This is a genomic window from Paenibacillus sp. FSL H7-0326, assembly GCF_001955535.1.
Lineage (GTDB): Bacteria > Bacillota > Bacilli > Paenibacillales > Paenibacillaceae > Paenibacillus > Paenibacillus shunpengii.
Genome location: NZ_MPVN01000001.1, coordinates 436,597 through 460,318 on the forward strand (window position 1 = coordinate 436,597; position 23,722 = coordinate 460,318).

The 23,722-nt window shown below is 46.0% G+C and carries 25 protein-coding genes; 1 reads left to right on the top strand and 24 read right to left on the bottom strand.

All coding sequences use genetic code 11. The annotated features are described in order from the left end of the window. Positions 1 to 88 precede the first annotated feature (88 nt). The 11 genes from BK126_RS01855 to BK126_RS01905 form a co-directional block, all read right to left on the bottom strand. The gene (locus tag BK126_RS01855) at positions 89 to 1,729 is read right to left on the bottom strand and encodes an S-layer homology domain-containing protein (RefSeq protein WP_143042057.1); all 1,641 of its coding nucleotides are present in this window, start codon (positions 1,727 to 1,729) and stop codon (positions 89 to 91) included. Positions 1,730 to 1,906: 177 nt separating this feature from the next. Next, positions 1,907 to 2,509: a nitroreductase family protein gene (locus BK126_RS01860; RefSeq protein WP_076311034.1), complete on the bottom strand. Its 603-nt coding sequence runs from the start codon at positions 2,507 to 2,509 to the stop codon at positions 1,907 to 1,909. A gap of 175 nt (positions 2,510 to 2,684) precedes the next feature. After that, positions 2,685 to 2,912 carry a hypothetical protein gene (locus BK126_RS01865; RefSeq protein WP_047909597.1) on the bottom strand — a complete coding sequence of 76 codons (228 nt, stop codon included), beginning with the start codon at positions 2,910 to 2,912 and terminating at the stop codon, positions 2,685 to 2,687. A gap of 156 nt (positions 2,913 to 3,068) precedes the next feature. Beyond that, positions 3,069 to 3,818 carry an acyl-[acyl-carrier-protein] thioesterase gene (locus BK126_RS01870; RefSeq protein WP_076311035.1) on the bottom strand — a complete coding sequence of 250 codons (750 nt, stop codon included), beginning with the start codon at positions 3,816 to 3,818 and terminating at the stop codon, positions 3,069 to 3,071. Positions 3,819 to 3,912: 94 nt separating this feature from the next. Next, the gene (locus tag BK126_RS01875; RefSeq protein ID WP_076311036.1) at positions 3,913 to 4,383 is read right to left on the bottom strand and encodes a DUF6376 family protein; all 471 of its coding nucleotides are present in this window, start codon (positions 4,381 to 4,383) and stop codon (positions 3,913 to 3,915) included. Between the two features lie 74 nt (positions 4,384 to 4,457). Then, positions 4,458 to 5,357: an AraC family transcriptional regulator gene (locus tag BK126_RS01880; RefSeq protein ID WP_256702675.1), complete on the bottom strand. Its 900-nt coding sequence runs from the start codon at positions 5,355 to 5,357 to the stop codon at positions 4,458 to 4,460. Between the two features lie 59 nt (positions 5,358 to 5,416). Then, complete coding sequence (locus BK126_RS01885; protein WP_076311037.1) at positions 5,417 to 6,508, bottom strand: Gfo/Idh/MocA family protein; 1,092 nt, start codon at positions 6,506 to 6,508, stop codon at positions 5,417 to 5,419. A 41-nt stretch (positions 6,509 to 6,549) separates the two neighbouring features. Continuing rightward, a complete protein-coding gene (locus BK126_RS01890) occupies positions 6,550 to 7,722 on the bottom strand; it encodes a Gfo/Idh/MocA family protein (protein WP_076311038.1) in 1,173 nt (390 codons plus the stop codon). Then, positions 7,719 to 8,600, bottom strand: coding sequence for a sugar phosphate isomerase/epimerase family protein (locus BK126_RS01895; RefSeq protein ID WP_076311039.1), 882 nt, complete (start codon positions 8,598 to 8,600; stop codon positions 7,719 to 7,721). The genes BK126_RS01890 and BK126_RS01895 overlap by 4 nt, the downstream gene beginning before the upstream one ends. A gap of 262 nt (positions 8,601 to 8,862) precedes the next feature. Continuing rightward, complete coding sequence (locus tag BK126_RS01900; RefSeq protein ID WP_076312501.1) at positions 8,863 to 9,357, bottom strand: metallophosphoesterase family protein; 495 nt, start codon at positions 9,355 to 9,357, stop codon at positions 8,863 to 8,865. A 35-nt stretch (positions 9,358 to 9,392) separates the two neighbouring features. After that, complete coding sequence (locus BK126_RS01905) at positions 9,393 to 9,770, bottom strand: DivIVA domain-containing protein (protein ID WP_076311040.1); 378 nt, start codon at positions 9,768 to 9,770, stop codon at positions 9,393 to 9,395. Between the two features lie 226 nt (positions 9,771 to 9,996). Between BK126_RS01905 and BK126_RS01910 the strand changes: the two genes are divergently transcribed. Continuing rightward, positions 9,997 to 10,578, top strand: coding sequence for a TraR/DksA C4-type zinc finger protein (locus BK126_RS01910; protein WP_076311041.1), 582 nt, complete (start codon positions 9,997 to 9,999; stop codon positions 10,576 to 10,578). 57 nt (positions 10,579 to 10,635) lie between these two features. Here the strand turns inward: BK126_RS01910 and BK126_RS01915 are convergent, their stop codons facing one another. The 13 genes from BK126_RS01915 to BK126_RS01975 form a co-directional block, all read right to left on the bottom strand. Continuing rightward, on the bottom strand, positions 10,636 to 11,202 hold the full coding sequence (locus BK126_RS01915; protein WP_076311042.1) for an ArsR/SmtB family transcription factor: 567 nt from the start codon (positions 11,200 to 11,202) through the stop codon (positions 10,636 to 10,638). A 166-nt stretch (positions 11,203 to 11,368) separates the two neighbouring features. Next, entirely contained in the window at positions 11,369 to 12,373 is a 1,005-nt protein-coding gene (locus BK126_RS01920; protein ID WP_076311043.1) for a Gfo/Idh/MocA family protein, read from the bottom strand. A gap of 49 nt (positions 12,374 to 12,422) precedes the next feature. After that, positions 12,423 to 12,782, bottom strand: a complete 360-nt coding sequence (locus tag BK126_RS01925) for a replication termination protein (RefSeq protein WP_076311044.1) — start codon at positions 12,780 to 12,782, stop codon at positions 12,423 to 12,425. A gap of 472 nt (positions 12,783 to 13,254) precedes the next feature. Next, positions 13,255 to 13,860, bottom strand: coding sequence for a general stress protein (locus BK126_RS01930; protein WP_083655680.1), 606 nt, complete (start codon positions 13,858 to 13,860; stop codon positions 13,255 to 13,257). A 150-nt stretch (positions 13,861 to 14,010) separates the two neighbouring features. Continuing rightward, positions 14,011 to 16,521 carry an ATP-dependent helicase HrpB gene (gene hrpB / locus BK126_RS01935; protein ID WP_076311045.1) on the bottom strand — a complete coding sequence of 837 codons (2,511 nt, stop codon included), beginning with the start codon at positions 16,519 to 16,521 and terminating at the stop codon, positions 14,011 to 14,013. A 51-nt stretch (positions 16,522 to 16,572) separates the two neighbouring features. Beyond that, on the bottom strand, positions 16,573 to 16,950 hold the full coding sequence (locus BK126_RS01940; protein WP_076312502.1) for a DnaJ family domain-containing protein: 378 nt from the start codon (positions 16,948 to 16,950) through the stop codon (positions 16,573 to 16,575). Between the two features lie 159 nt (positions 16,951 to 17,109). Beyond that, entirely contained in the window at positions 17,110 to 17,913 is an 804-nt protein-coding gene (locus BK126_RS01945) for an SDR family oxidoreductase (RefSeq protein ID WP_076311046.1), read from the bottom strand. A gap of 164 nt (positions 17,914 to 18,077) precedes the next feature. Further along, positions 18,078 to 18,917, bottom strand: a complete 840-nt coding sequence (locus BK126_RS01950; RefSeq protein WP_083655681.1) for a hypothetical protein — start codon at positions 18,915 to 18,917, stop codon at positions 18,078 to 18,080. A gap of 14 nt (positions 18,918 to 18,931) precedes the next feature. Then, entirely contained in the window at positions 18,932 to 19,684 is a 753-nt protein-coding gene (locus BK126_RS01955; RefSeq protein WP_076311047.1) for a vWA domain-containing protein, read from the bottom strand. Positions 19,685 to 19,705: 21 nt separating this feature from the next. Further along, complete coding sequence (locus BK126_RS01960; protein ID WP_076311048.1) at positions 19,706 to 21,829, bottom strand: protein kinase family protein; 2,124 nt, start codon at positions 21,827 to 21,829, stop codon at positions 19,706 to 19,708. A 95-nt stretch (positions 21,830 to 21,924) separates the two neighbouring features. Beyond that, positions 21,925 to 22,200 (bottom strand): WXG100 family type VII secretion target, encoded by a 276-nt coding sequence (locus BK126_RS01965; protein WP_047909612.1) that lies wholly within the window; start codon positions 22,198 to 22,200, stop codon positions 21,925 to 21,927. Positions 22,201 to 22,358: 158 nt separating this feature from the next. Continuing rightward, positions 22,359 to 22,877, bottom strand: coding sequence for a WXG100 family type VII secretion target (locus tag BK126_RS01970; protein WP_076312504.1), 519 nt, complete (start codon positions 22,875 to 22,877; stop codon positions 22,359 to 22,361). A gap of 5 nt (positions 22,878 to 22,882) precedes the next feature. Beyond that, complete coding sequence (locus BK126_RS01975) at positions 22,883 to 23,716, bottom strand: hypothetical protein (protein WP_076311049.1); 834 nt, start codon at positions 23,714 to 23,716, stop codon at positions 22,883 to 22,885. Between the last annotated feature and the right edge of the window lie 6 nt (positions 23,717 to 23,722).

The window sequence follows — 23,722 nt, forward strand, 5'->3', positions numbered from 1 at the left end:
TCTTTTATCCTTAAACAATATGTATCTTTTTAAACGAAGAGCCCGGAATCATTAAAAAGGACCATGCTAAGCATGATCCTCTTAAGAGTTATAATCCAAATGAATAAGCTGCATATTGTCTGGCATTATTCATCGCTGTCCACACATCGCTAGTCTCAGAGCCCATATACCAGAACGCATAACCTGCAACATCATATGCTTCAAACAGAGTTGTCTTGGCTGACAAGGAACGGCTGTCTTCTGCCCATATCCCGCGAGATATCCCCTGAGAAGTATATGTTAACGTGTATTGCGCAATATCAGAATTCCATTTCATAGCAGGTGAATATTGACGATAAATTTCTCCCTGCGTCTTCAGTGAAATATCATAGGAGCCAAGCTGAGGAGATGACAAGGACCAATTCCGAGTATAGGTTGGCAGTGCTGCGATAATCTTGTCCTTGGGCACGTTCTGCTGTAATCTCTGAACAGCGTACTCCAGCCATGGGATTGAAGCGACCGAGCCTGCAGTGGACGAACCATTCCAATGCTCCTCATATCCCATTAACACGACATAGTCGGCCACCTCGCCAAGTGCCTTGTAATCAAAAGCAGCCGTCCAGCTTGTACCCAGATCAGGAGATACATCAATAGATAAAGTCACACCTATGCTGGTGAGCTTAGAATACAGCGAAGTCATAAACAATGTCAGATATTCGCGTTCCTCTGGTGACACATTTTCAAAATCAATATTCAGGCCGGCTAACTCATACTTCTTCGCATAATCCACCAATTTGGAGACAGTAGCTTCTCGCAAGACAGCATTCGACAACACCCGATGTGTCATCTCTGCATTTGCGCGGTTGCCTACCATACCCCAGATATTCAGCTTATTTCGCTTAGCAAAAGTTAATAGCCTCTGATCCGTATGATCCTGGACAACTTCTGTCTCATCGAGAAAATACCAGCGCGGAGAAAGAGTATTGATTCCTGCATCGAGCACCTGCTTCTCGTACTCGGCTGTCGTTGAATCGTACTGCCAGCCAAGCAGAATCGGATCCGCTTCACTGATATTGAGCTCAGATTTAATAGCTGGTGCTTGCAGTATACGGTCTAGCAGAACCGCTGCTTCCGCACGGGTCAACGAATCATTCGGTCTAAACGCCCCGCTGTCACCCTGCATGAATCCGAGCTGAGTTACTTGACTTATATAGCCCCATGCCCACTTAGAGGTTTGCTTATGATCTATGTAAGGCAGCTCTGCTGATGCTTCGATCGGATTAGGAGCGGACTTCAGCATACGGACCATCAGCGCTGCAGCTTCCTCCCGAGTCACGTCTGATTTGGGTGCAAAATAGTTCTCTGATCTTCCTTGAACGATCCCCAAGTTCAATAGAGCACTAATGTCACCGTAATACCAATCCTTCTCTTTCAGATCCTTGAAAGGAGTCAAATCGTTCATCGTCGGATCAAGCCTGAGAGCAGCGACCATCATTTTGGCAAGTTCTGCTCTTGTAACCTTCTTCCCAGGCTCAAACGTCGTCAAGGTAGTTCCTCGAACAATGCCTTTATTATACAACCGGACGATGGCCTCTTTAGCATAACTATTCGAAATGTCTCTAAAAGGGGGCTCCAAAGAAGATGCAGCTGCATGCTGCGGTGTGATATAAACTGTCAATAATGAAACAATAATGCCTAGGTTCATGCCTTTTTTTACAATCCTGCCCCATGTGTTACTTTGTATTCTCAAAACCAGCGCCTCACTTGCATTATAGGATAAATCTATCCTATCAAAGTGCTGTGAGTCGTGTATGTACTTAAATTATGGTTATACTTCTATATTTATCTGTGCAGCATCTTGAACGACAAAAAAGAGTATCGCTTCATTCGAAGCAATACTCTATCTAAGTATTCGTTATTTCAGCAATTATTTTAACACTTTAAGACGGGTATCCAGTGGAGCAAAATCTTTGTCACCCGGATCTGCCGCAGGCGTGCCAAAAGGCATTTGTGCAATCAGTTTCCATGTTGCAGGAACATCAAATACTTCCTTCACTTCGTCGTCAATCAGCGGATTGTAGTGCTGGAGAGATGCTCCAAGACCTTCTTGCTTAAGCGCTGTCCATACGACCAATTGCAGCATGCCGCTAGATTGGTTCGCCCAGACTGGGAAGTTGTCCGCATAGAGAGCAAACTGCTTCTGCAGGTTCTCAATCACTTCCTGATCCTCGAAGAACAGCACGGTGCCGTATCCTGCACGGAAGCTTGCCATTTTGTCCGCAGTTGATTTGAATTTCTCATCGTCATTTACCGTTTTGCGAAGTGTATCTTCCGTAATGTTCCAGAGCTTATCATGCTTCTCTCCCAGCAATACGACAACGCGGGCCGATTGGGAGTTAAAAGAAGACGGCGTATACTTGACTGCTTCACCAATGATCTCCTCAATTCTTGCATCCGAAACATGGGATTCTTTAGAAATCGCGTAGTAAGATCTTCTTTCCTTGAGAGCTTCCATAAATTCTTTAGCCATTAGAAAAAAACCTCCTGGTATATTTTGTAGGTCGACAAAACTAAAGATAGTATACTCGCTTACATTAGTCAAGTAAATCTATAAAAGTTTGAGTGAATGTCGTCCATAACTAACCGTCTTTTATTATTTATAATCCGAGTTGATTTCATTCACGAGCTTTGAAGTAATTCTTCAATTAATCCCGATAATCGGCACGGTATTTCTCTTCTGTTGAAGAATTTTGCTTGGTCGCCTCTTTATCCTTCTCTTCTTGTTTCTCCATATTCAGATCCTGAACCGGAATGGGGTCTACATGCAGTTCTTCTTCATATTGATCGAACAAGCTTTCCTTCTCTGTCGGGTACTGCTCGGGATGATCCATCTGAGTGCGATCTTTTTTATCATGATTCTTCATATCAGCCATTGTTCATTTACCTCCTTGTTCTGGAACGATATTTATCATTACCATGCTCAACCCATGACTAAACATGCACAAGAGAACCATCGATTGACACTATACAGACATCAAAAAAACACCGTCAACTTCGATTCATCGAAATTGACAGTGCTATTTCACAAACTATTGGGTCAGCTGCTGCTCATAAACCAGCTGGGCTTCAAAGATACTGAATCCTTCTGAATTCATTCCACGAAACCAGATGCTCGATCCATCTCCATCCGAACGTTGAAGGGTGAATGTCTCGTTCAATCTTACCTCTCGGTGATAAGTAATTCTAAACCTTCTCCATACGAGATGTTCCAATTCCTCAGCTGTCAGAGCATCATAACAGAGGTCTGCATATCTTGCATTATTCAGATGTCCATTGCTATCGGTTGTACTATACCCGGCTTTGAACTCGTAAGCAGTCTTAAGCTCAATAGCTTCAGAGATGGATACTTTATCCGGCATATCGCCGGAGGAGGATTGACTGGTAACCGTTGGAATGTCATAAGGCAATGCAGATGGACGCAATATCTTGCGTTTATGAATATCAACCAAGGTCCAGGTAGACCTTGCATATCCCATTGCTCCATCAGTACCCTCAAACCGATAATCTCTTAGCCAGACAACACCTTTGTACCCTCTGGACCATGTCGATACCGTCCACTCTTCCTCAAGCACCGGTATCTGCTCACAATCGATCTCTATCGTCATGAGCATCCAGCCATAATGATTCTTCAGCATCTCGCTTATCGTAATTCCCAGCTCCTGCAAATGACGGTCGGCAGCATCCTGGAGCCTCTCAAGAACGGACGAAAGCTTAATGCGAGAATGCAGATCAGACTGGCTGGAGCTCACGACGAAGATTTCTTTACATATGTCTGTCACATTTACACTTCCTTTGCCTGCGATCTACTCCTGCTGCCCTTCATTTTAGTAGATAAGACCAGGCAAGGCAAACGAAGCGTTAACAGCAAAGTGGTTAGCCGCCTAAATCATTTAGCTGCTGGCTCAGATTATTAATGTTCGTTATCAGATCCGGAATACCCGTCTGTTCCCAATTCTCCAGTGTGAAGCCCTGCTCCTGTATTCGCTGACTGAACTGATCAACCATACCGGTGAGCTGTTCATTATATTCTACGAGCCTGGCATGGATGGATTCTCCAATGGCTGGAGGCGTTAGCTGAGCAAACTCACTAGCTTCCGTCCGGATTTGTTCCAGCTGTTCCTGAAACTGAGCTGCCGCATCAGGGTTATTGACAGCTTCCTGGGCCAGATTTTGAAGCTCTGTGCCGGCTGTTGATACTTGATTGATATATTCGGTTGCCTCATTTACATAATTAAGAGATTGATTCACACTATCTACGGCAGAACAAGCAGATAGCATCACAGCGGATGCAAGCATCGTCGCCATCATAACAGCCTGCTGTTTTCTTTTTCGTTGTCTTCTCATATAGCGGGTCTCCCTTCACAAAAAAAGCGTTCACATAAACGTTTATACGAACTGCTTTATGTTCAGGTTTCATTTCATATAAGATGATGCGTCCGAAAAACCTCCGGTGTACAGCCCACCGTCTGTTTAAACATACGGCTGAAATGCGAAACCCGCTTAAATCCCGACTTCTTGCTTGCTTCCGTGACGGACATATCCGGATGGAAACGAAACAGCAGCTTGGCTTGATTGATTCGTCGCATATACAAATATTTAAAGATTGTTGTGCCTGTCATCTCTTTGAACAGTGCTGCCATATAAGGCTTGGATAAATGCAGCTCTCTGGCGATCTCATCCAGCCCAATCTCGTTCATATAATTTGTCTCCAAATAAGTAATGATGCCTTGGATGTGTTCTTCCTTATCTGTACGTGTCCTGTGCTCTAACAGCTTATTGTCGGTGAATTGCTGTGCCATAATCAAGAAGTCACACAGCTTAAGTACGAAGCGGTCACTCATCTGTTCCCGCCCCTTCATCTCATAGAGCTGGTTCAGCTGGGCTAGACTCGCCTCCGTTTCCTGCTGCTGCTCAGCTGTAAGATGAAAAACATGATTCTTCAGTTTCTCGAATGGTGCGAGCAGGGCATGAGCGCGTTCAGCGACAAGATACTCTTCAAGCATCATTGGATAGAAATGCAATGTCGTTCTTATATAAGGAATGCTTGGATCTGGGTGTGGTCTGTGTAAGGTCATGCCATGCATCAAGATTAAATCACCAGGGACAAGAGTATAGATCTTGTCGCCAATAACATACGTGCATTTGCCTTCGTGGAAATAGTACAGCTCATAAAATGGATGGGAATGAAACCCATCATCCTGACCGTGCTTTACAGGGTGGCTATTCCGGTAATTAAAGGCGAGCGGATCAATCATGTTGAACGTATTTGCCACAATTGAAGTCACTCCTTCATTCCTTTGCATCGTTTTGTTGCTCATGCAAAGATCTCATCGTGACTTCATTGTATCACGCAATAGGCTGCAAACGACAACATCAATTACCGTGCGGCTTGGAATGTCCCTGCTGATGCCAGTTCTTGAGCAGTGAGACATAACTCCGCTGCCTTAAAAGCATGAGCCTGAGACATGGCATCCTCTGTTCTATTTATACAATCCTTAATTAATTGACTGAAAAAAGGATAGCCTACCTTCCCTTTTACATTAAACCGGTATTCCCCCTCATGATTGACCAGATATACTTGATCGCCTATCGATTCTCGTGCAATGTCTGTATATTTACGCAGTTCAATGTAACCGTCCGTCCCCAGTATGGTCGTACGCCCATCTCCCCATGTAGAAAGGCCGTTCGGTGTAAACCAATCCACCCGAAAATATCCTGAGGCGCCGTTATCACCCACGAGCGCAGCTTCTCCGAAATCTTCCAGCTCCGGATACTCGGGATGCGCCATATTAACCGCACGACTATACTTCACTTCTGCATTCTGACAAGATGCAAAGTATAGAAATTGTTCAATTTGATGGCTTCCAATATCGCAAATAATTCCACCGTATTTGTCTTTCTCGAAGAACCATTCTGGGCGGCTGCCGGCATTTAAGCGATGCGGTCCTGTACCCATGACTTGGAGCACCTTGCCGATCGCCCCTTGAGATATAAGCTGACCAGCATAAACAGCGCTCTCGACATGTAGGCGTTCACTATAATAAACCATATACTTTCGGCCTGTTTCCTTTACCTTCTGACGAGCAGCCTCAAGCTGTGTGAGGGAAGTAAAGGGGGCTTTATCCGTAAAATAATCTTTACCTGCGTCCATGACGACAAGACCCAGCGGCCCTCTTTCCGAAGGAACAGCCGCTCCCGCCACGAGACGAACCTCGGCATCATTTAATATTTCATCAAGGGAATTGGCTGCCTTGGCTTCCGGAAATCGTTCCTGAAAAGCCCTTACTTTATCCGGGTCAGGATCGTATACCCATTTTAGAGTAGCTCCTGAGCGTACAAGCTCGCCACACATCCCATAGATATGCCCATGATCCAGAGCTGCTGCCGCGATGACAAATTCTCCAGGTCCTGCAACAACTTCATTCACTGCACTCTCCGGCGCATAAAACATCCCATCTCGATTACTCATTGTCAGCACCTCTTTCCAGCATATTCTTTAACTCCATCATCTTATTGAAAGGTACCGCTTAGATCAGCCGGTGATTGAGTCTCTCTCACTGGATCCGTATTCATCTTGGAATGACGAATGCGTTCCTGAAGATGCTTGTTAAACAGCTCCTCATCAATTGGCAGCTCGACCCAATGATCCGTCCAAGTAGATAAATACATGGCATTGGATAAAGTCAGTCCATGAATTCCTTCTTCCCCAGGAGCAATAAGCGGTGAGCCATGCAAAATAGCATCTACAAAGTTCTGCATAATACCAAGGTGTCCTGTCTCTCTGCCCTCAATGGGAATATCAATCTTCCAGCATTCTGGCTGTCCAAATCCGCCGGTATATCGCTGATTAAATTCACTTTCGGGTTCACGTAGCCGCCAAAAGGTCATCTTCCCATCCTCAACGACAATTTTGCCGCGATCACCTGTTACTTCAAATCGATTCGTTCCCGGAGTTTCTCCTGTCGTTGTGATGAAGACGCCGGTGGCTCCATTCTCATATTCTACGTATGCAGTCACATCATCCTCGACTTCAATGCTGCGATATTTGCCAAACGCACAGAAGGCTCGCACCCGCTTCGGCATCAGGCCTACTGTCCACTGCCATAGATCCAGCTGGTGCGGAGACTGATTCAGCAGCACACCTCCGCCTTCACCCGCCCAAGTCGCACGCCAGCTTCCAGAATCATAATAGCTCTGAGAGCGGTACCAGCTAGTAATAATCCAGTTGGTCCGCCGAATCTCACCAAGTTCCCCTGAAGCAATCAAATCCTTTAATTTGATGTACAGTGGATTGGTTCGCTGATTGTACATGATCGAGAACACCTTCCCGCTCTCATTCGCGGCTTCGTTCATCTCTCTCACTTGACTTGTATATACCCCAGCCGGCTTTTCTATAAGAACATGAAGCCCTTGATTAAATGCCAGTATGGCAAGCTCCGAATGCTGATAATGAGGTGTAGCAATAAGGACTGCATCAACTTCCCCCGAGAGCATCATGGCTTTCGGATCCTGGAAATACTGAACTTCTCCTTGCAGGTTATCTGCTGCCCATGCTTTGGCGCTCTCTCTCATATCACTGATCGCCGTAAGCACTGCCCCTTTAATCTTACCTTGATTAATGGTTTTGGCATGGGCAGAACCCATATTGCCGATGCCTATGATTCCGACTCTTACCGCATTCATTGTGCAGCACCTCCAATATGTAACTGTTTGCTCAGTGAATGCATGCTCTGCGTGAAGTTCTTGAGCATCTCCACTGAAGAATAGCTCTGACTAAAATCTTCTATTCCCAGATATCCCTTATATCCAACGGATTCAAGATCTTCAAGAACGGTGCTCCAACGAACGACTCCGTTAAGTAAAGGAGACCATTTTGATTGATAATAGGTTTCTATCTCGCTATCTGGCTTCTCCAGCTGTATCCAGCTGGCATTCTTCACATGAACATGGGCTAGATAGGGTCCAAGCAGCTCTAAGCCCATACGGTAATTTTCATAGCCTTCGTGGACCATATTCCCCGGATCATACAACACTCCGATATGCTGTGGATCGAATGAGGAAACGAGCCGATAGGCAAGTCCCGCACTAGGAGCTATGGTGCCATGATGTGTTTCGACCAGTGCTTTTACTCCATACTGACGAGACATCTCCTGAACCTCGCTTAAGTACGAGATTGCACCATTGTACAGCTCATGATAATTCGCCGAGCGATGATAACCTGGAACACCCACCCGCATCATTGCTGCACCTAGCTTTTGAGCGGATTGGAAGGCCTGCTCCGTAGCCTTCAGATCTCCCGAAGTAAGATAAGGAACAAGAGCAATCGATTTCAGCCCGTATTGTTCAGTTAGTGCTGCCGCCTTCGCGACCTCCTCATCTGCATTCTCAGGATCTATGGAGGCCAGATTTCTTCTCCAAAAAGAAGGTTCTTCCTGGCTTGCCTCCATCGGGACGCCTTTGTACCGCCATTCAATACCTTGAATTCCGGCATCCGAAGCAGCCTTGAGCATTTGTTCAGGCAGTAAATCTGGGGTCGCAACCGTAAATAAAGATAACAACATTCCTTATCACTCCTTTAGAATAAAGCGTATTCACAAGTTCATCCTATCACTGTACTTCAAGGACAGATACGGCTATTTCTTAAGAGATGAACCACAGATAACAAAACAGGCGAGGAAGACACTCAGAGGCAAATCATTTGAAATCATTTATAACCGCAAAAAAACACCTGCTGATTCGTTATTAAAACGATCAACAGGTGTTTATCACCATTCGTATATATTTAGACTTCATTATTGCAGCTCCAGGGATGATGAAATGGATTCACTTGCTGTCATAATAAACATGCTGTATATCCATTTCGTCATCAACCCTGATTACACCGTGTGAATATTGTGACTGCCTTCTCTTGTCCGTAGGTGACCCCGGATTAAATAGTATAATTCCATTCTCTTCTTTAAGTACAGGGATGTGTGAATGTCCAAATACGATACAATCCACTTGCTCTGACTTGAAGGCTTGAAGTGCATTATCTTCCGTGCTCCCTCTGCCCATGTGTCCATGTACGATACCAAAGCGCTTACCTCCGGCTTCGACAATGGTTTGTTCAGGCAATAGGCCTCGAATGATGGCAAGGTCGGTATTTCCATATACTCCGTGAAGCTTCCCCATAGACTGAAGCTCCTCGTAGAGTGAAATGTCCGTCCAGTCACCCGCATGAAATATGTAATCCGTATCCTGAAGGTCCTGAAGCAGAGGTGCAGGCAGCTGCTTGGACATTCGAGGCATATGAGTGTCAGATAATACGGTTATTTTGATCATATGACGTAACCTCCTTGGTATTCCCTATTCGGTTAATCCATGTATGGGTCTTTATCCGGGCGGGCCTTGGCTTTGAGCTGCCGAACACTGTACTCCAGCTGTTTGATTACATCTTCAATCTGTTTACGATCGATCAGATTTGGATCCGCTTGCGGTTTAGGTACATTCTTCAGATTCCGAATCATATATTGCTGTTCCTGCCATTTATCCATCAGATCAGATATATGTGCATAAAAACGCTCATAATCCTTGATGATGATATCGAGAAATTCATCCACCTCATCCGGATCGTAACCCCTAAGCTTGTGGTTGAATTGTTTCTCATGAATGGATAGTGCATCCATCTGAATGCCGAGCTGCTTAAAGAGCTGCTTCTGCTTATCCAGCCGGCGTTTCATATGTTCATCCATATCTAACTAACCTCCATTAATCGAATTCCCTTATTTTTTTATATCATAAACTGACCCCTGATGAAAATGAATCAACATAAACTTTCCCTTACATTAACCAAAAACTAACTTATTCTCCAATCAGATTCCTGTTATTCCCTGATATATGCTATTCCCATCGAGTATGGTTGTGATGAGCTTCGTTAGGGTAATAACATACAAGAATGAGACAAAGGAGCTGCTAGACATGAATACAATAGAACTTACAAATGAAGAACTTAAGACATTGAAGAGTCGTTTGTTGGAAGAAAAAGAAAACATTCAAGCTCATTTTCAAATAAACCAAGACGGAATCAATTCAGAAGACAACTCCCTGCTTGACGCTACGGGAGAATTATCCTCCGTAGATAATCATCCCGCAGATATCGGAACCGAAACCTATGAGCGAGCCAGAGACCAGGCTATTGATGATCAGCAGTCTGAGAAACTGGACCAAATCGAAAAAGCCATTGGCAAGATGCAAGAGCAGAGCTATGGTCTGTGCGAGGAATGCGGCAAACCGATTCCATACGAGCGGCTTGAAATTATTCCCTACACTTCATACTGTATTGAGCATGCTGAACAAGAGCAGCAAGGTGAGCTCAACGAATATCGTCCTGTAGAAGAGCAAGTGATGACTAAACCTCCCAGAGGGGCTGGTGAAATCAGCCAACGAAATGCGGGTAAATTTGATAATGCAGAAGCCTGGGAAGCTGTAAAAGAATATGGAACAGCAGATTCTCCTGCCACGTCCACGAAGCGGGATGTAGAGGATTATGAGGAGCTGTAAATATAACTTAATATATATGGGGGCCGCTTAGCGGCCCTTTGTTATGATGTCACGATGTCATGATTTCATATTTTTCATTTGTTCTATTACTGTTGCAAACACTTCGTAGGTATTCGTGCCTTTCTCTCTCCGCTTCATAAAATAGGGCTCGCACAGCTTCACAATCTGGGCATACAGCTCTTTGGCTTCTTCCTCGGTCGCATAAATCGAACGGTTCAACAAATGCGCTGAGGAAGGATCTCCTGCGTCCATGCGCTGAACAAAGCTCTGCTTGTTCTGTTCAAACAAAGCCGTAATATGCGATGCATTCTCGGAAGCGACAACCTGCCTCATCGGCACATCTTCCTTCGTCCCCCGGCTGACAATGATCTCACCGGGAAATACCTCATAGTATTTTGCTATGATACCATTGATTTCCCGTGTCTCCACGAGCGAGAGCAGACCTACTTTTTCAAGCTTCTTAACATGATAATAAACTTTTGCCGGCAGTTCGCCCAGCTCGTCTGCTACTTCTTTTACCGTGGCTGGTTTGCCCAATCTATGAAATACATTTAATATTTGAAGTCGGTAAGGATCGGAGTACGTCTTGACTTCCTCCATCGTAGTTAGCACTTTATTATTCATTTAAGATCCCACCTTTTAATAAGTGTTGCATTCTATTATATGGTGATGTTCCAAGCAGGTCAAAATTACAAAAAAATAACGCCTCTATGGATTGTTTGATCGTTAGTTACCAAACAGAGACGTTAATGATCTATGCTATTGTTGTCTTCAGTAATTATAGGATCATTCACAGCAGTGCAATGCGTTCCCGTCTCTGTGCAGACTGAATGCAGGCTTCCACCACACGTATATTCAGAAGAGCATCCTCTGGCGTAAAGGGGAGCGGTGTTCCATCCAAGATTGCATCGGCAAATGCATCAGCTTGAAGAACAAACGAGTTAGATACTGAAATTCGCTCTTCTCTTGACACATCATCGGTATGTAAGATGATTTGAGGAGGAATATCGCTGTTCTCCCATCCAAACACTTTTGGAAGCTCGATTCTGCCCTCTGTTCCCAGTATTTCAAGCTCTGCTCTGGAGCAAGCCCACATTCCGCAATCAAAAGTAAGCGCAACCTTCTCCGGAAATTCCACAAGTCCTGAGGCCATCATATCCACATTATCATGATCTGAAGAGAACAACGCATGTACTGTGACAGCTTCTGGTTCTTGTCCAAGATACATTCTTGCCGCTGAAATGGGATATACACCGACATCATACAATGAGCCGCCACCCATTTCCTTCTTGAAGCGCACATTGTCAGTATCGTAGCAGTTATTGTAAGTGAAATTCGCATGAATCGCTCTTACCTGACCGATTTCGCCGCTCTCAATAATTTCCTTGACCCTTGCATGCTTGGGATGATATCTATACATGAATGCTTCTGCAAAAACGACCTGCTCCTGATTGCAGATTTCAATCATCTGTCTTACCTGCTCCTCATTCAGTGCTGCCGGCTTCTCACACAATATATGCTTACCGGCTCTCGCGGCTTTGATCGTCCACTCCATATGCATGTGGTTCGGGACAGAAATGTAGACAGCATCAATCTCCTCATCCGCAAGCAGAGCGTCATAGCTTCCGTAGGCTTTGGATATATCCAGTTCGGCAGCGACCTCTGCTGCTCTGCTCTCATTACGGCTTGCAATGGCTACAACTTCACCCCGGTTAGAGTTCTGTATGGCAGGAATAACCGCTGTCCTGGCTATCTTTGCAGTACTCATTATTCCCCATCGGATTTTTTCACTCATCATTGATCCTCTCCTTCCCTGCTTACTAATGTGATTTATTCAAATGTGATTAATAATTATCCTGTTCTGCCTTCCTCAGCATGCCTAAACAACGGTCCAGATCTGTCTTGACTTGCTTCTTATATAATCTGGCCTTCTCTTCTCCGTCGTCGGTAAAATGATACAGAACGATTTCCTGAAAATCGATTCTCGGATCATTTCCTTTTAGTCGCTTCGTACGATAAAAAACCCCTTCTTGCACAAGCTCATGCAGCGCACGGTATACTTCACTCTGAGGCGGGACATATCCAAACCCTTTGAATTCTTCCTTCATGGCCTCAAGCATTTCATAACCATATCCTCTATGCTGCTCTACCATCGTAATTAAGTAGAGTTTAATGAACGCCCGCTGGGATATCATAAAAGCCATGCAAGTGTCCTCCTCTCATTAATTTCAAATAACCAACTTTCTCTCATTATAAACGTCTTTTTTCATCTTGACATCCTTCTATTTTTTCATATATCTGTTTTAAGACAGAATATATGACATAAGTACGTGACAAATTACCTCAGTTAAATCAAAGGAAACCAAGTTCAGATGAAACGTTCCATTAATTTGAATTTTTCATATGTTGAATTATTAATTTCAATGAGAACTTATCTTTGCTTTAATAGGCTTTAAATGATCTCCGAATTAAAGTACTTCATACTGATTCAAACCCCTAGAATTTATATTTGCACCTAGTTATTGTGAATTTTTCAGGTGTTGATTATAGGAGTAAAGGGAGACACAAATTTTCAAATAAAATCCAAGCACAAAAAAACCGCTTTGATTACAAAGCGGTTTCTAGATGAAGCAGATTATATCTCCATTCGTTTTTTAGTGCGTGAAAGTGGTGACCTTAGCGCATCGTTCGATCAATTCTTGTTCCCATCGCTTCCTGCTCCACCCGATCCTCTGGCACTCTGTCTGGACCTGGCATATTGTCTGTACGCTCATTGTACCGATCATCATAGCGATCCGCATTTAAGGACCGGTTGTCTCTGAATACACCGTAAACATCGGTATCGGCATATTTTTGATCGACTAGTACAAGAATTTTACCTTCATCAATATTTTTCTCGTATTCTTTTGCTTCATCTTCAGGAATACCAAGTCCAACCAAACCACCGACCAGTCCGCCTGCTCCAGCACCGACGGCTGCTCCTGTCAGTGTAGCAGCAATAGGCCCTGCCGCTAGAATCGGTCCAATTCCTGGAATGGCAAGTGCACCGATTCCTGCAAATAATCCCGCTAGTCCGCCAAGAACACCGCCTGTAGCAGCACCCGCTGCAATCCCTTCAGGCGCTTTTGTTCCTGTTTCGCTCTCAATCGCTCTCTGATCTTCCTTGCTCCTCGTGATTACCGATATTTCTTCATTCGTATAGCCTTTACTTATCAACTGTTCTATTGCACGAGATGCAGCCTCATCTGTCTCGAATACACCAACTACTTTTTGCTTTGCCATTGTTCATTCCTCCTTGAGTTAAGTACTTGTTTCTTACTTACCCTTCTCTCGGAGAGCTAAACAGATCTAGTAGTAACAGATCCAAATCCATTTCAGAATCCTCTTGTGTAATGAACCATGTTGGGAAATCCCGCTTACGTACCAAAGCTATTATTTGGGCCTGACTCTGCTGGTAGGCATTGCTTCCAGCGGATTATCCGGCCAGTAGTGCTTCGGATAGCGGCCTTTCAGATCCTTTTTCACTTCGAAATATCCTTCACGCCAGAAGCTTTCGAGATCTTTCGTCACTTGAACCGGACGCTGTGCCGGAGACAACAGATGAACTGTTAATGGGACTCTGCCGTTACCAATTGCAGGTGTCCGCTCGAGACCAAACATCTCCTGTAGTCTTACCGCAATGTAAGGAGCTCCCTGTCCACTATATTCAATCTTGACTCGCGATCCGCTCGGTGCGGTAAAATGAGTCGGCGCCTCTCGCTCCAGCAGCTGCCGCTCCTCCCAGGTCAGACTGTCCATGAGGACAGAGGTGATAGATACCTTCTGAAGCTGGGCCGCTGTCCTTATTCCAATCAGATAAGGAGCCATCCGTTCTGCAATATAATCCACGAGCTCCGTTTCATTCGTAAGCTCCGGCCACTCCGGATAGGCTCGATGCATGAATTTGATTCGTTCGATGAGCTGATGCTCCGCTTTACTCAATGTCAGCAGGCGAAGTCCCTCTTCCTTTATTCCCTCAAGCAGAGCGGTAATGATGCTCTCCTCAGGAGGATCTGGATAAGCCATCTCCTTCAATATAAGGGCATCCAGACGCTGCCGTTTTTTGGCGCGTACACTTTGCGTTTTGTAGTCCCATTTTACTTCGTGCTCCAGTTGAATCCATTCAGGCTTATATGTCATGAGTTCACTAATTGACAGTGGAGCTGCAAGCCGGATCAATCCGTCTGCCCCTTGATCATCGGCTTCAGCAACGACGATGTAAGCCCCTTCGTTTCCCGTGAAGGCCCCTGCTCCGGGGAAACGTGTACCGCGGCCGCTGGACAGCAGGTAGCGGCCATCCTCTCTTCTTTGCCCAATCCGATCCGGATAGGCAAAGGCAAGCAGTAGGCCGCAGCTGTATTCGCTCATCCTCCGCCCATTCTCCGGCTTCTGCCGGTGATGTGCGAGGGATGCCAGCAGCTGGCGGCTCTCCTGCAAGATGCGGTGCTTCGCCGCATCTTGAGCCCCTGGTGCCCGCATTAGCGTCAGCTGCGGGCGAATGTCCCATCCCGCCGCGGCACCTGCCATGCGGGATGAGCCCTCTGCAAGCAGCGCAGCGAGCAGGCTGGCCTCCTCGGCCAGCCCAAGCTCTGCCGCTTGCAGCAGCATGCTGCCGAGCCGCGGGTGGGTGCCCATACCCGCGATCTCACGACCTCGGCTCGTAATGGTGCCGAGGTCATTCAGACAGCCAAGCCTGCGCAGCAGCTGCTTGGCTTCTTCGTAAGATGCTGGCGGCGGTGCATCCAGCCAGCTCAGCTCGCCTGGGTCAGTCACGCCCCAGGCCGAAAGCTCCAGCGTCAGCTGAGCCAAATCCGCTGACAGTATTTCCGGCCGAGATGACTCCGGCCGGGCATCCTGCTCCAGCTGGCTCCACAGACGATAACATACCCCTGGCTTTACACGTCCTGCACGTCCTCTTCGCTGATCGCTCGATGCTTTGGATATGGGCCGTGTGACGAGTCTATTCATTCCTGTACGGGATGAGTACAACGACTCTTTGCGCAGTCCGCTGTCCACAACAACGGTAATCCCTTCAATGGTAAGACTTGATTCCGCTATTGTCGTCGCCAGGACCACTTTGCGCTCCCCTGGCTGAGCTGCCCGAATAGCAGCATCCTGCTCTTCGGCAGTCAGTGAACCGTACAAAGGACAGATATGTATAGAGCTCCCCAGGTTCATCTGCTGCAGCAATCGCTCCGTCCTGTGAATTTCTCGTGCTCCGGGCAAGAAAGCCAGGATATCCCCTTCATGGTTGGCCAAGCCCCGCTGAATAATGTGGGCCATATGATTCTCCAGCTCCGTATTCATGGGGACTGGCGCGTAATTTGTCTCCACCGGAAAGGTCCTGCCTTCACAGGAAAGCACGGGTGCCCCTCCAAGTAGACCGGATACAGGTTCAGCCTCAAGCGTTGCACTCATGACAAGAATACGCAGATCATTCCGAAGGAGCAGCTTGCTCTCGAGCGCCAGCGCCAGTGACAGATCTCCGTGTATATTACGTTCATGAAATTCGTCAAAGATCAGCAGAGCCGTATCCTCCAACCCTTGATCCTGCTGAAGCATACGGGTCAGTACACCTTCTGTCACAACTTCAATCTGAGTATGTCGGCTCACCTTCGTATCATGGCGAACACGATACCCCACCGTTTGACCTACAGGTTCATTTAATGCCTTTGCCATTCTTACTGCCGCATTTCTTGCAGCAAGCCGCCGAGGCTCAAGCATAATAATCTTCTTATTGCCGAGCCAAGGTTCTTTATATAATTCTAGAGGGACGACCGTAGTTTTGCCTGCGCCTGGTTCAGCAATGAGTACAGCAGACGTATGTTCAGCCAATGTTCGTTTCAAGTCAGGTATGATCTGAACGATAGGCAATGAATGTCCTTGATGATGCTCCTTATGCATTTAAATTCAACTCTCCAATGATATTCTTCTCAAAATGAATGCGGATCTAAATCAATCATCCACCAACTTACTGCGAATTCTCTCTTCATAAGCTTGGAGGGAGGGGTTATGGCTAATCCCTCTTTTTTCGAGCATGATTCTAAGTTTGATTTGTTTCTCGGTCAGCTTCTTGATCCATTGTTCCTTATCTTCTGCTGTCTGACATAATTGAATCATTTGCTCTAGGCTGACGCATTCCTGCTGCAGTTCGAGTTCTGGGGGAAGATATCCTGAATTCTTCAGTATTTTATATGAAGCCCGAAGGTCTTCAGGGACATGAGATAGATCTTCTATTACAAGCGGCTTACCTGCTCCTGGCAGATGATCCAATTCTCCTCTTTCTATTGCCTCAGCAATCTTCTGCTCAGCGATCCTTGAAAATATACTCACCATGATACCTCCCTCTAATCCGATCCTAGAATGAAGTGACGGCTCTATCATGCATATTAGCTGTCCTGCTCGTTTACAATTGTTTCTTTTAAAAATAACGAAAAAAACCGCTTCCTGCAAGGGAAACGGCCGTTCACTCCATACCTATCGTGATCAAGATCAGCTTAACAGAGACTCCGCTCCATCAATGACAATCTGTGCACCTGTAATATGCTTGGATTCATCCGATGCCAGAAAAGCAACTAAGTCCGCAACCTCCTCCGGCTTACCTGGACCATGTGCCAGCGGCTGACGTCCATTCGGAAACTCCATCTTAATGGATACTTCATTCAGCTCTTCTGACTTTTCGGTGCTCTGATCAATATTTGTCGAGATGGCACCTGGGCAAATAACATTCACTCTAATGTTAAACTTGGCCAGCTCCAGTGCCGCCATTTTGGCGAAGGCTACCTGACCCGCTTTGGAAGTACTATATGCACTCATCCCTATATTCGAGAAGGTGTAATTCCCATTGATCGAGCTCGTAATAATAATGCTTCCTCCATCATCCTTCTTCATATGGGGAACAGCATACTTTACAGTAAAAAAAGTGCCGCCGAGATTCGTCGTTATGGTGTTCTGCCAATCCTCTACATCAATATCTTCAATGGGCGCCACAACGCCGTTAATTCCTGCATTGGCAAATATAATATCGATGCCGCCAAGCTCACTCACCGTCTTCTCTATCGCATCGGCAACACGTGCTGCATCGGAAATATCAACATCATAGGCACGGACCTTCCCCATGCCCATTGCTTGAATCTCTTGTTCTGCTTCGTGGGTACGTTTATCTATTAGATCCAATAAAGCGACATTCGCACCTTCCTGTGCCAGCTTGATGGCAACTGCCTTCCCGATTCCGGAACCAGCCCCCGTTACTAATGCGGTTTTCCCTTGAAAACGCAAACGTTGTTTTGAAGACATTCTTCTTGGTCACTCCTTAGGCGTTGGTATGTACAAGGAGCACATGCGGCTCATACATAAGAATGCCCAGTAAAGGAGAGTTTTAATAATTCAATTGGCAATTCAATTAATCGATTATAATTTATAGTCTAACTGAGTTTCGATCAATCGGATCAATCCAACAATTATGAGGTAAAGCTGATTTCAATAAATGCAGCGTCATCCTCAAGACCACCTGTATGATGTGCATCAAGAAGCACTTGGATCTGCTCGTCTGGCAAATGCAGTCCGATAGGATCGAGCTCACCCATCCCATCCGTATATAGCCTCAAGACAATTTCTTCACTTGCTTTGAAGCTTTTTTCATAGACATGCGGAGTTCCACCAATCGGTCCCTGCAGTGTAGACCACCGCTCCGATGTTGCCCTTGTCACTTCAAAACATTGTTCAAGCTCTGTTCCGTTTTGAAACAAACGGATTCTCGAATCACCTTGCCAGGCAAGCTGAAGATTGCTGCCTTTTTTTCCAGAGCCAAGCTGAATCTTGCCGCAAATATACATCGACTGACTGCCGTGCTTCTTCTTCGTCTCCAGCACTTCTCGCAGCATGATCGGAACCTTCTCGTGGTGAACAGCCTGGTATGTACTCAGCTCTCTGGAAGCAGGAATCGTAATATTCGTCAAAAATTGCTGCAAACGAGAGACGGACCACTCCTTCGTCTCCAGCATCCATCCATGCAGTGCCTTCCCTAAATATCTAGCAGCAAAATCACCATAATAACTCATAGAGACCCCATCACACAGAACAAATGTACAAATATCACCTTCCACATGAACGGCAGCAAAGTCTTGACCATTATCCCCATAGGTTGCCGATTCTGCTGCCAGCCCGTAACCATAACGACATGTAAGCCGACCTTTATAGGCGGTTAGGGGATGATCTGCTTGCTGTGAACTGACAAAGTGAAAATTCTCTTCCGGATGTGCTTTTACATGACCAGGCATAGACATTCGCAAAGATTTCACTTTCTAACTCCCCCTTACCTGACAGGCGTTGCCGCTGACATTTGAAATCCGATGGACACGAGCTCTGCGCAAGTCCCTGGGAGCATCATTAATGAACCCGGGGCAAGCAGATAATCCGCCTCGACTAGCATTTCCCTATAGCTCTCCGGAAGAGGCGAAGACATCTTCTTCAGTTTTTCTCCATGCTCATCTTTCAGTTCCGTATCCTGTGAAATACCCGTCCATCTTCTCGGTTCTGGTATGGGTGCACTAAGCAAATGATCCGAGATGAAAATATTCTCAATCAGCACGTTCCCGTCAGGAACACTCATATTCATAATTCGTCTGGCGATCGGCTCTGGATCCTCTCCCGTCGATACTCCGTCCGTCATATGACATATCAATGGAGCAGGACAATCCTGCATAAATGGAAGCTCTGCCTGCAGGATTTTCTCTGCCTGAAGAAAGGCTTTGGCCGAGTCCGAGAATCGCATCGGAGTTAAATCCGGAATTGAACCAATCGCTGCAATTTCGTCTATTCCCTTAACGCCTCCGAGCAGATCATATACATCGTCACTGTACGCAAGAATTGCAATTCGATACCTTGGTGTCAATCTGCTTCCTTTAGTAGAACGAAACACCATTTGACGTATGGCAAGTGACAATGCTTCGTACACGATGTCCATCCTTCTGCGATTTTCCATCATCATATTCATGGATGCACTAATGTCAATCAAATAAATGATGAGGGCCGGCGTTCTCTGAGATGCTTGTATCGTATAGTTCATGACCGTTCATTCACCCCTAGTTTAAATATCAGGCAATTTATAGCTTCTATTTCTAATAAATTTATAGATATGTGTCTTGCGCTGTCCCACTTTACCTACTCCTGCAAAATATTCAGCATCCTGATTATACAGGTCCATAAAGTTATTCGCGTGTTCTCTCGCAGCTTCAATCTTGCGTCCTTGCTGTGCATTATAGGCTAGATTGTAATAGGCAATGAGCTGCTTGACGTTCTGAGCACGCTTCTGCTTGAGTGCCGCCTTCTCCTTGGCTGCTTTTTCTGCAGCTGCTTTTTGCGCTGCTTGTTCTGCCGCCGCAGCTGCTGCAGCCTTAGCTTGAGCCTGTTTAGCAGCTTCTGCCTTTGCGGCAGCCTCTTTTGCAGCTGTTGTTTCAGCTTTCGCTTGGCGTGCTTTCTTCTGTTCAAGCTGGGCTAGATACGCCTCATATTTTGCCTGCTTGTCATATTTCTCCTGAAGAGCAGCCTTTTCCTTCGCCTTTTGCTTCGCTTCAACCTGAGCTAGATACGCCTCATACTTCGCCTGCTTGTCATACTTCGCCTGCTGGGCAGCTCGCTCTTTCTCTGCGGCCAGACGGGCTTTCTCTTCCTCAGCTTGCTTCAGAGCGAGCTCTGCCTCTTGTTTTTTCTTATTCTCTTCAGCAAGCTTTGCCGCTTCCTCTGCCTTCTTGGCCTGCTCCTGCTTCTCAAGCTCAGCCAGACGCTGTGCCTCGAGCTGCTTCGTCTCTGCCTGTTCAGCCAGTGTATGCATTCCAGGAATCGCAATAATGCCGATTAAGAGCACTGCTGCGCCCGCAATAACCGCTTTACGACTACGGAATTTAGAGAAGCGTGAGTTCTTAGGCTCATCCGTCTCTGTAGGCAAAGCATCTTCAATCTGGCGGATCGCTGCTGCAATCTCTACATGCAGGGCTGTTCCAGACTTCTCCAATAGCAGTGCTGATTTGTATAAGTCAAGGGCCGCATTCAGCTCTCCCTTACTTTCTTTGACAGAAGCTTCCTGGAGCAAACGATCCTGTTGCTCCTTGTCGGTTACTGAATGCGCTGCATTCGTGAGAGCGGGTTCATCTACAGGAGATGAGACGTTGCTGCTCTTATCTTCTGGAATGATTGTTGCAGCTGATGCCTCTACAGATCTCGTATCTTCAACACCAGCGGAATAATCTTCCTCACTGCTGTTTTGTACGGGGACAGCATTCAGATCGATTGTAGATATGGCTACCAGCCATTCGCCAAATGTAGGGCAGCTGCTTAAATCTTGACTATGCCATGCTCTGCCGAACAGCTCCGCTATTTTGGATCCGAATCTGGATTCAAGTGATTGCTGGAGCTTGCGATATCGCTCACTGCTCGTTTGAAGCTCTCTTTGATCGAAGAAGCTCTCTCCATAAGTTCGATTGACAATTTCGGGGTCACTGAAGCCGAGCATTTCTGCTAAGATCACCGCTCCCGCAAACCTGTCAGCATAGCTGCTCCACAAGCCGCTATTCACGATCCGGTGAGCTGCATAACCGGCTGAACCCGCGAGAAGTGCATCAGGCCGGTCCATTTTTGGACTATATAGCTGCTCTACGTCGACTAATTCAACTGCAGCAGCTCCTTCAGGCCGTTCTACTTCGGAAAAAAACGGAACCAGGACGTTCGGTGCCGAGAGATCACAGTGTGCGATACCTCTCTGCTCCATCGCCGAACCTATACTTGCAAGCGACGAAGCTAGAATAACGCTCTCTTCTGTCGTCAGCTGCTTCTTATCACAGATGATATCAAACCAGCTGATGCCATCCACCCAAGGCATGAGCACTGAATATAGAAGATCTCCATGCTCACTTATTAATTTTCCGTTTCTTTCAGGAGTGAGCACGTCTCGTTTACATACCTGCAGGCCTGATATTTCACTGTATTTCTCCATCTGCTCCGATTGGTATACCATAGCCGGAACACGGAATTTAGGAAAGAATACCTTCAGGGCTTTTGCCTCATATTCCTGTCCATTCTGCGGCACTAGTTTATACACCGTGCCCTGCCTTCCTGTTTGTGCGTATGCAATTCCTGGAGCAGCCGGATGCTGTCCTACCACATATTTCTCACCATGAATAAGGAACTCATCACCGGGTTTAGGTTGAAAAGACATGAACATCCCTCTCTTTTAACGTTGTGATGCAAGAAAACCGGAAGTTCGTGAAAACTCCCGGTTTCCTTAAGTAATATAAGTACAGATAATTCCTATTAACGAGATTGGTCAACCTGACGGAATTTCGCAGCGATTGCTGTCAGTTCCTGGCTGATGCTGTTCAAAGTTTGAACAAAGCTTTGCATTTGCTTGCTAGCCTCTTGGAATTCTTGGAAGAAACGCTGTTTTGTCATACCTTCCCATTGTCCTTCCATCCCATTGATGGATTGAGTCAAGCTGGAAACGATCTGTTGACTTTGCTCACCACTTTGTTTGAATTGGTTTGCTACTTGGTCTACCTGTTCTGGGGATATTAAAATACGTCCTGACATAGTAGGGCCTTCCTCCTTTTTCATCTGCAAATATTTAGGTGAAACACATGAAAATTGTACCAAACGACACGAAGTGTGTCTAAAGTCATTGGTCCTATTTGTAATTCACCTAAAAATGAGGCTATGAAACTGCATTTAACATCTGGTTGACAAAAAATTTAACCAACCTTTGCTCCTAGAGAAGGGTCAGTAAACTTCCACCCTGCCGGGTTCAGCTCGGTTGCTAACCGCAGGGTCCCCATATCATTTAGCTGATCCTCCGGACTCCAGGATTGCTGAATAGCCATGACAGCAGACCTAGGATTAGACACCGAAAACACCAAAGGCTTATCGCTATTAATGGATTCCAGGTGCTGAGATTGCAGCATACGCATCGGTGAAACGTTTGTGTAATCAACATGAGCTAAAAACGAATGATAATCTTCGTCAGCTTGCTTGAAATGGTTTGCCTTGCGAAGCAGTTCGGAGCTAAATCTCTCAAGTTCCAATTCAATATGTCCGGCGAGCTGCTTCGACCTCATCCATTCATACACAATTCCCTCATGAACGGCGGTATCGCCTTCTATTCTTCCAAGGGCTTGTTCTAGACCAACAACAATTTGCTGAATTTGCTCCGCCGCATGCTGAAGCTGCCCGCTAAGCGTCCGAAGCACATCCGGTTCCACACGAATGCGCATATACATCACCTTTCTTCATGATCTGCTGGCTGTATCAGCCACTCTAGAAGCATATCTTTAAAGTCTCCTTGACCCATCGGCGTAGCGATAAGCCAGTCGCCTTTACCAACAGTACTCATACGAAAAAGCCAGTTCATAGAGCTGCTCGAGATAAAAGCTGCAGACTGCGAGTCCCATTTTTCTCCAGTCCATACAAGCAGTTGAAGCTCCCCTTCTGTCTCTTGATGGATAATTGTTTGAGCCAAAGCTGCTGCTCCCTGTACATCGTAGCATGCCTCCGACAAACGGCCGGTCAATGTTTCTTCATCAAGAAGAGAATCATTCACGATCTCAAAGAAGCGTTTTTTCGAGAACATCAAAGCCGGAATATCGTTCTTTGTGTGCTCTGTGCCCCATTTAATTTTGCTAATAACCGATTTACAGGCCTGTTCAACATCGCCCAGGTCTGATAACTGGTAGGTATAAGGCTCCTCTTGTGTCGGGATCAATTCCACTACGCGTTCATTTGTACAGTGCAGGTAACCCTTGTATTTCGCTCCTCGCTTCTTCTTTATTTCAAAACGACAAGCTCTGGAGGATAAGCCTGCAATGGCCACCCTTGAGAACACGGTTGGTGTCATGATGAGTTCACTGGAGTCCTGATCTCGGGTCAAATACCCTTTCGTTAATAACTCTTCTTTGGTATTCTCCCATTCCATTACGATATCCTCTGTCAGATATCCTATAAAGGGGTCCTCAATGCCAAGCAATCGATCAGAACCTATGATCCCTGCCAGAAAGAACAGTTCCTTCTGTTCCAGTGTTACTACTTTCTGTTTGGAATGATGAACCGTCAACATTATGAG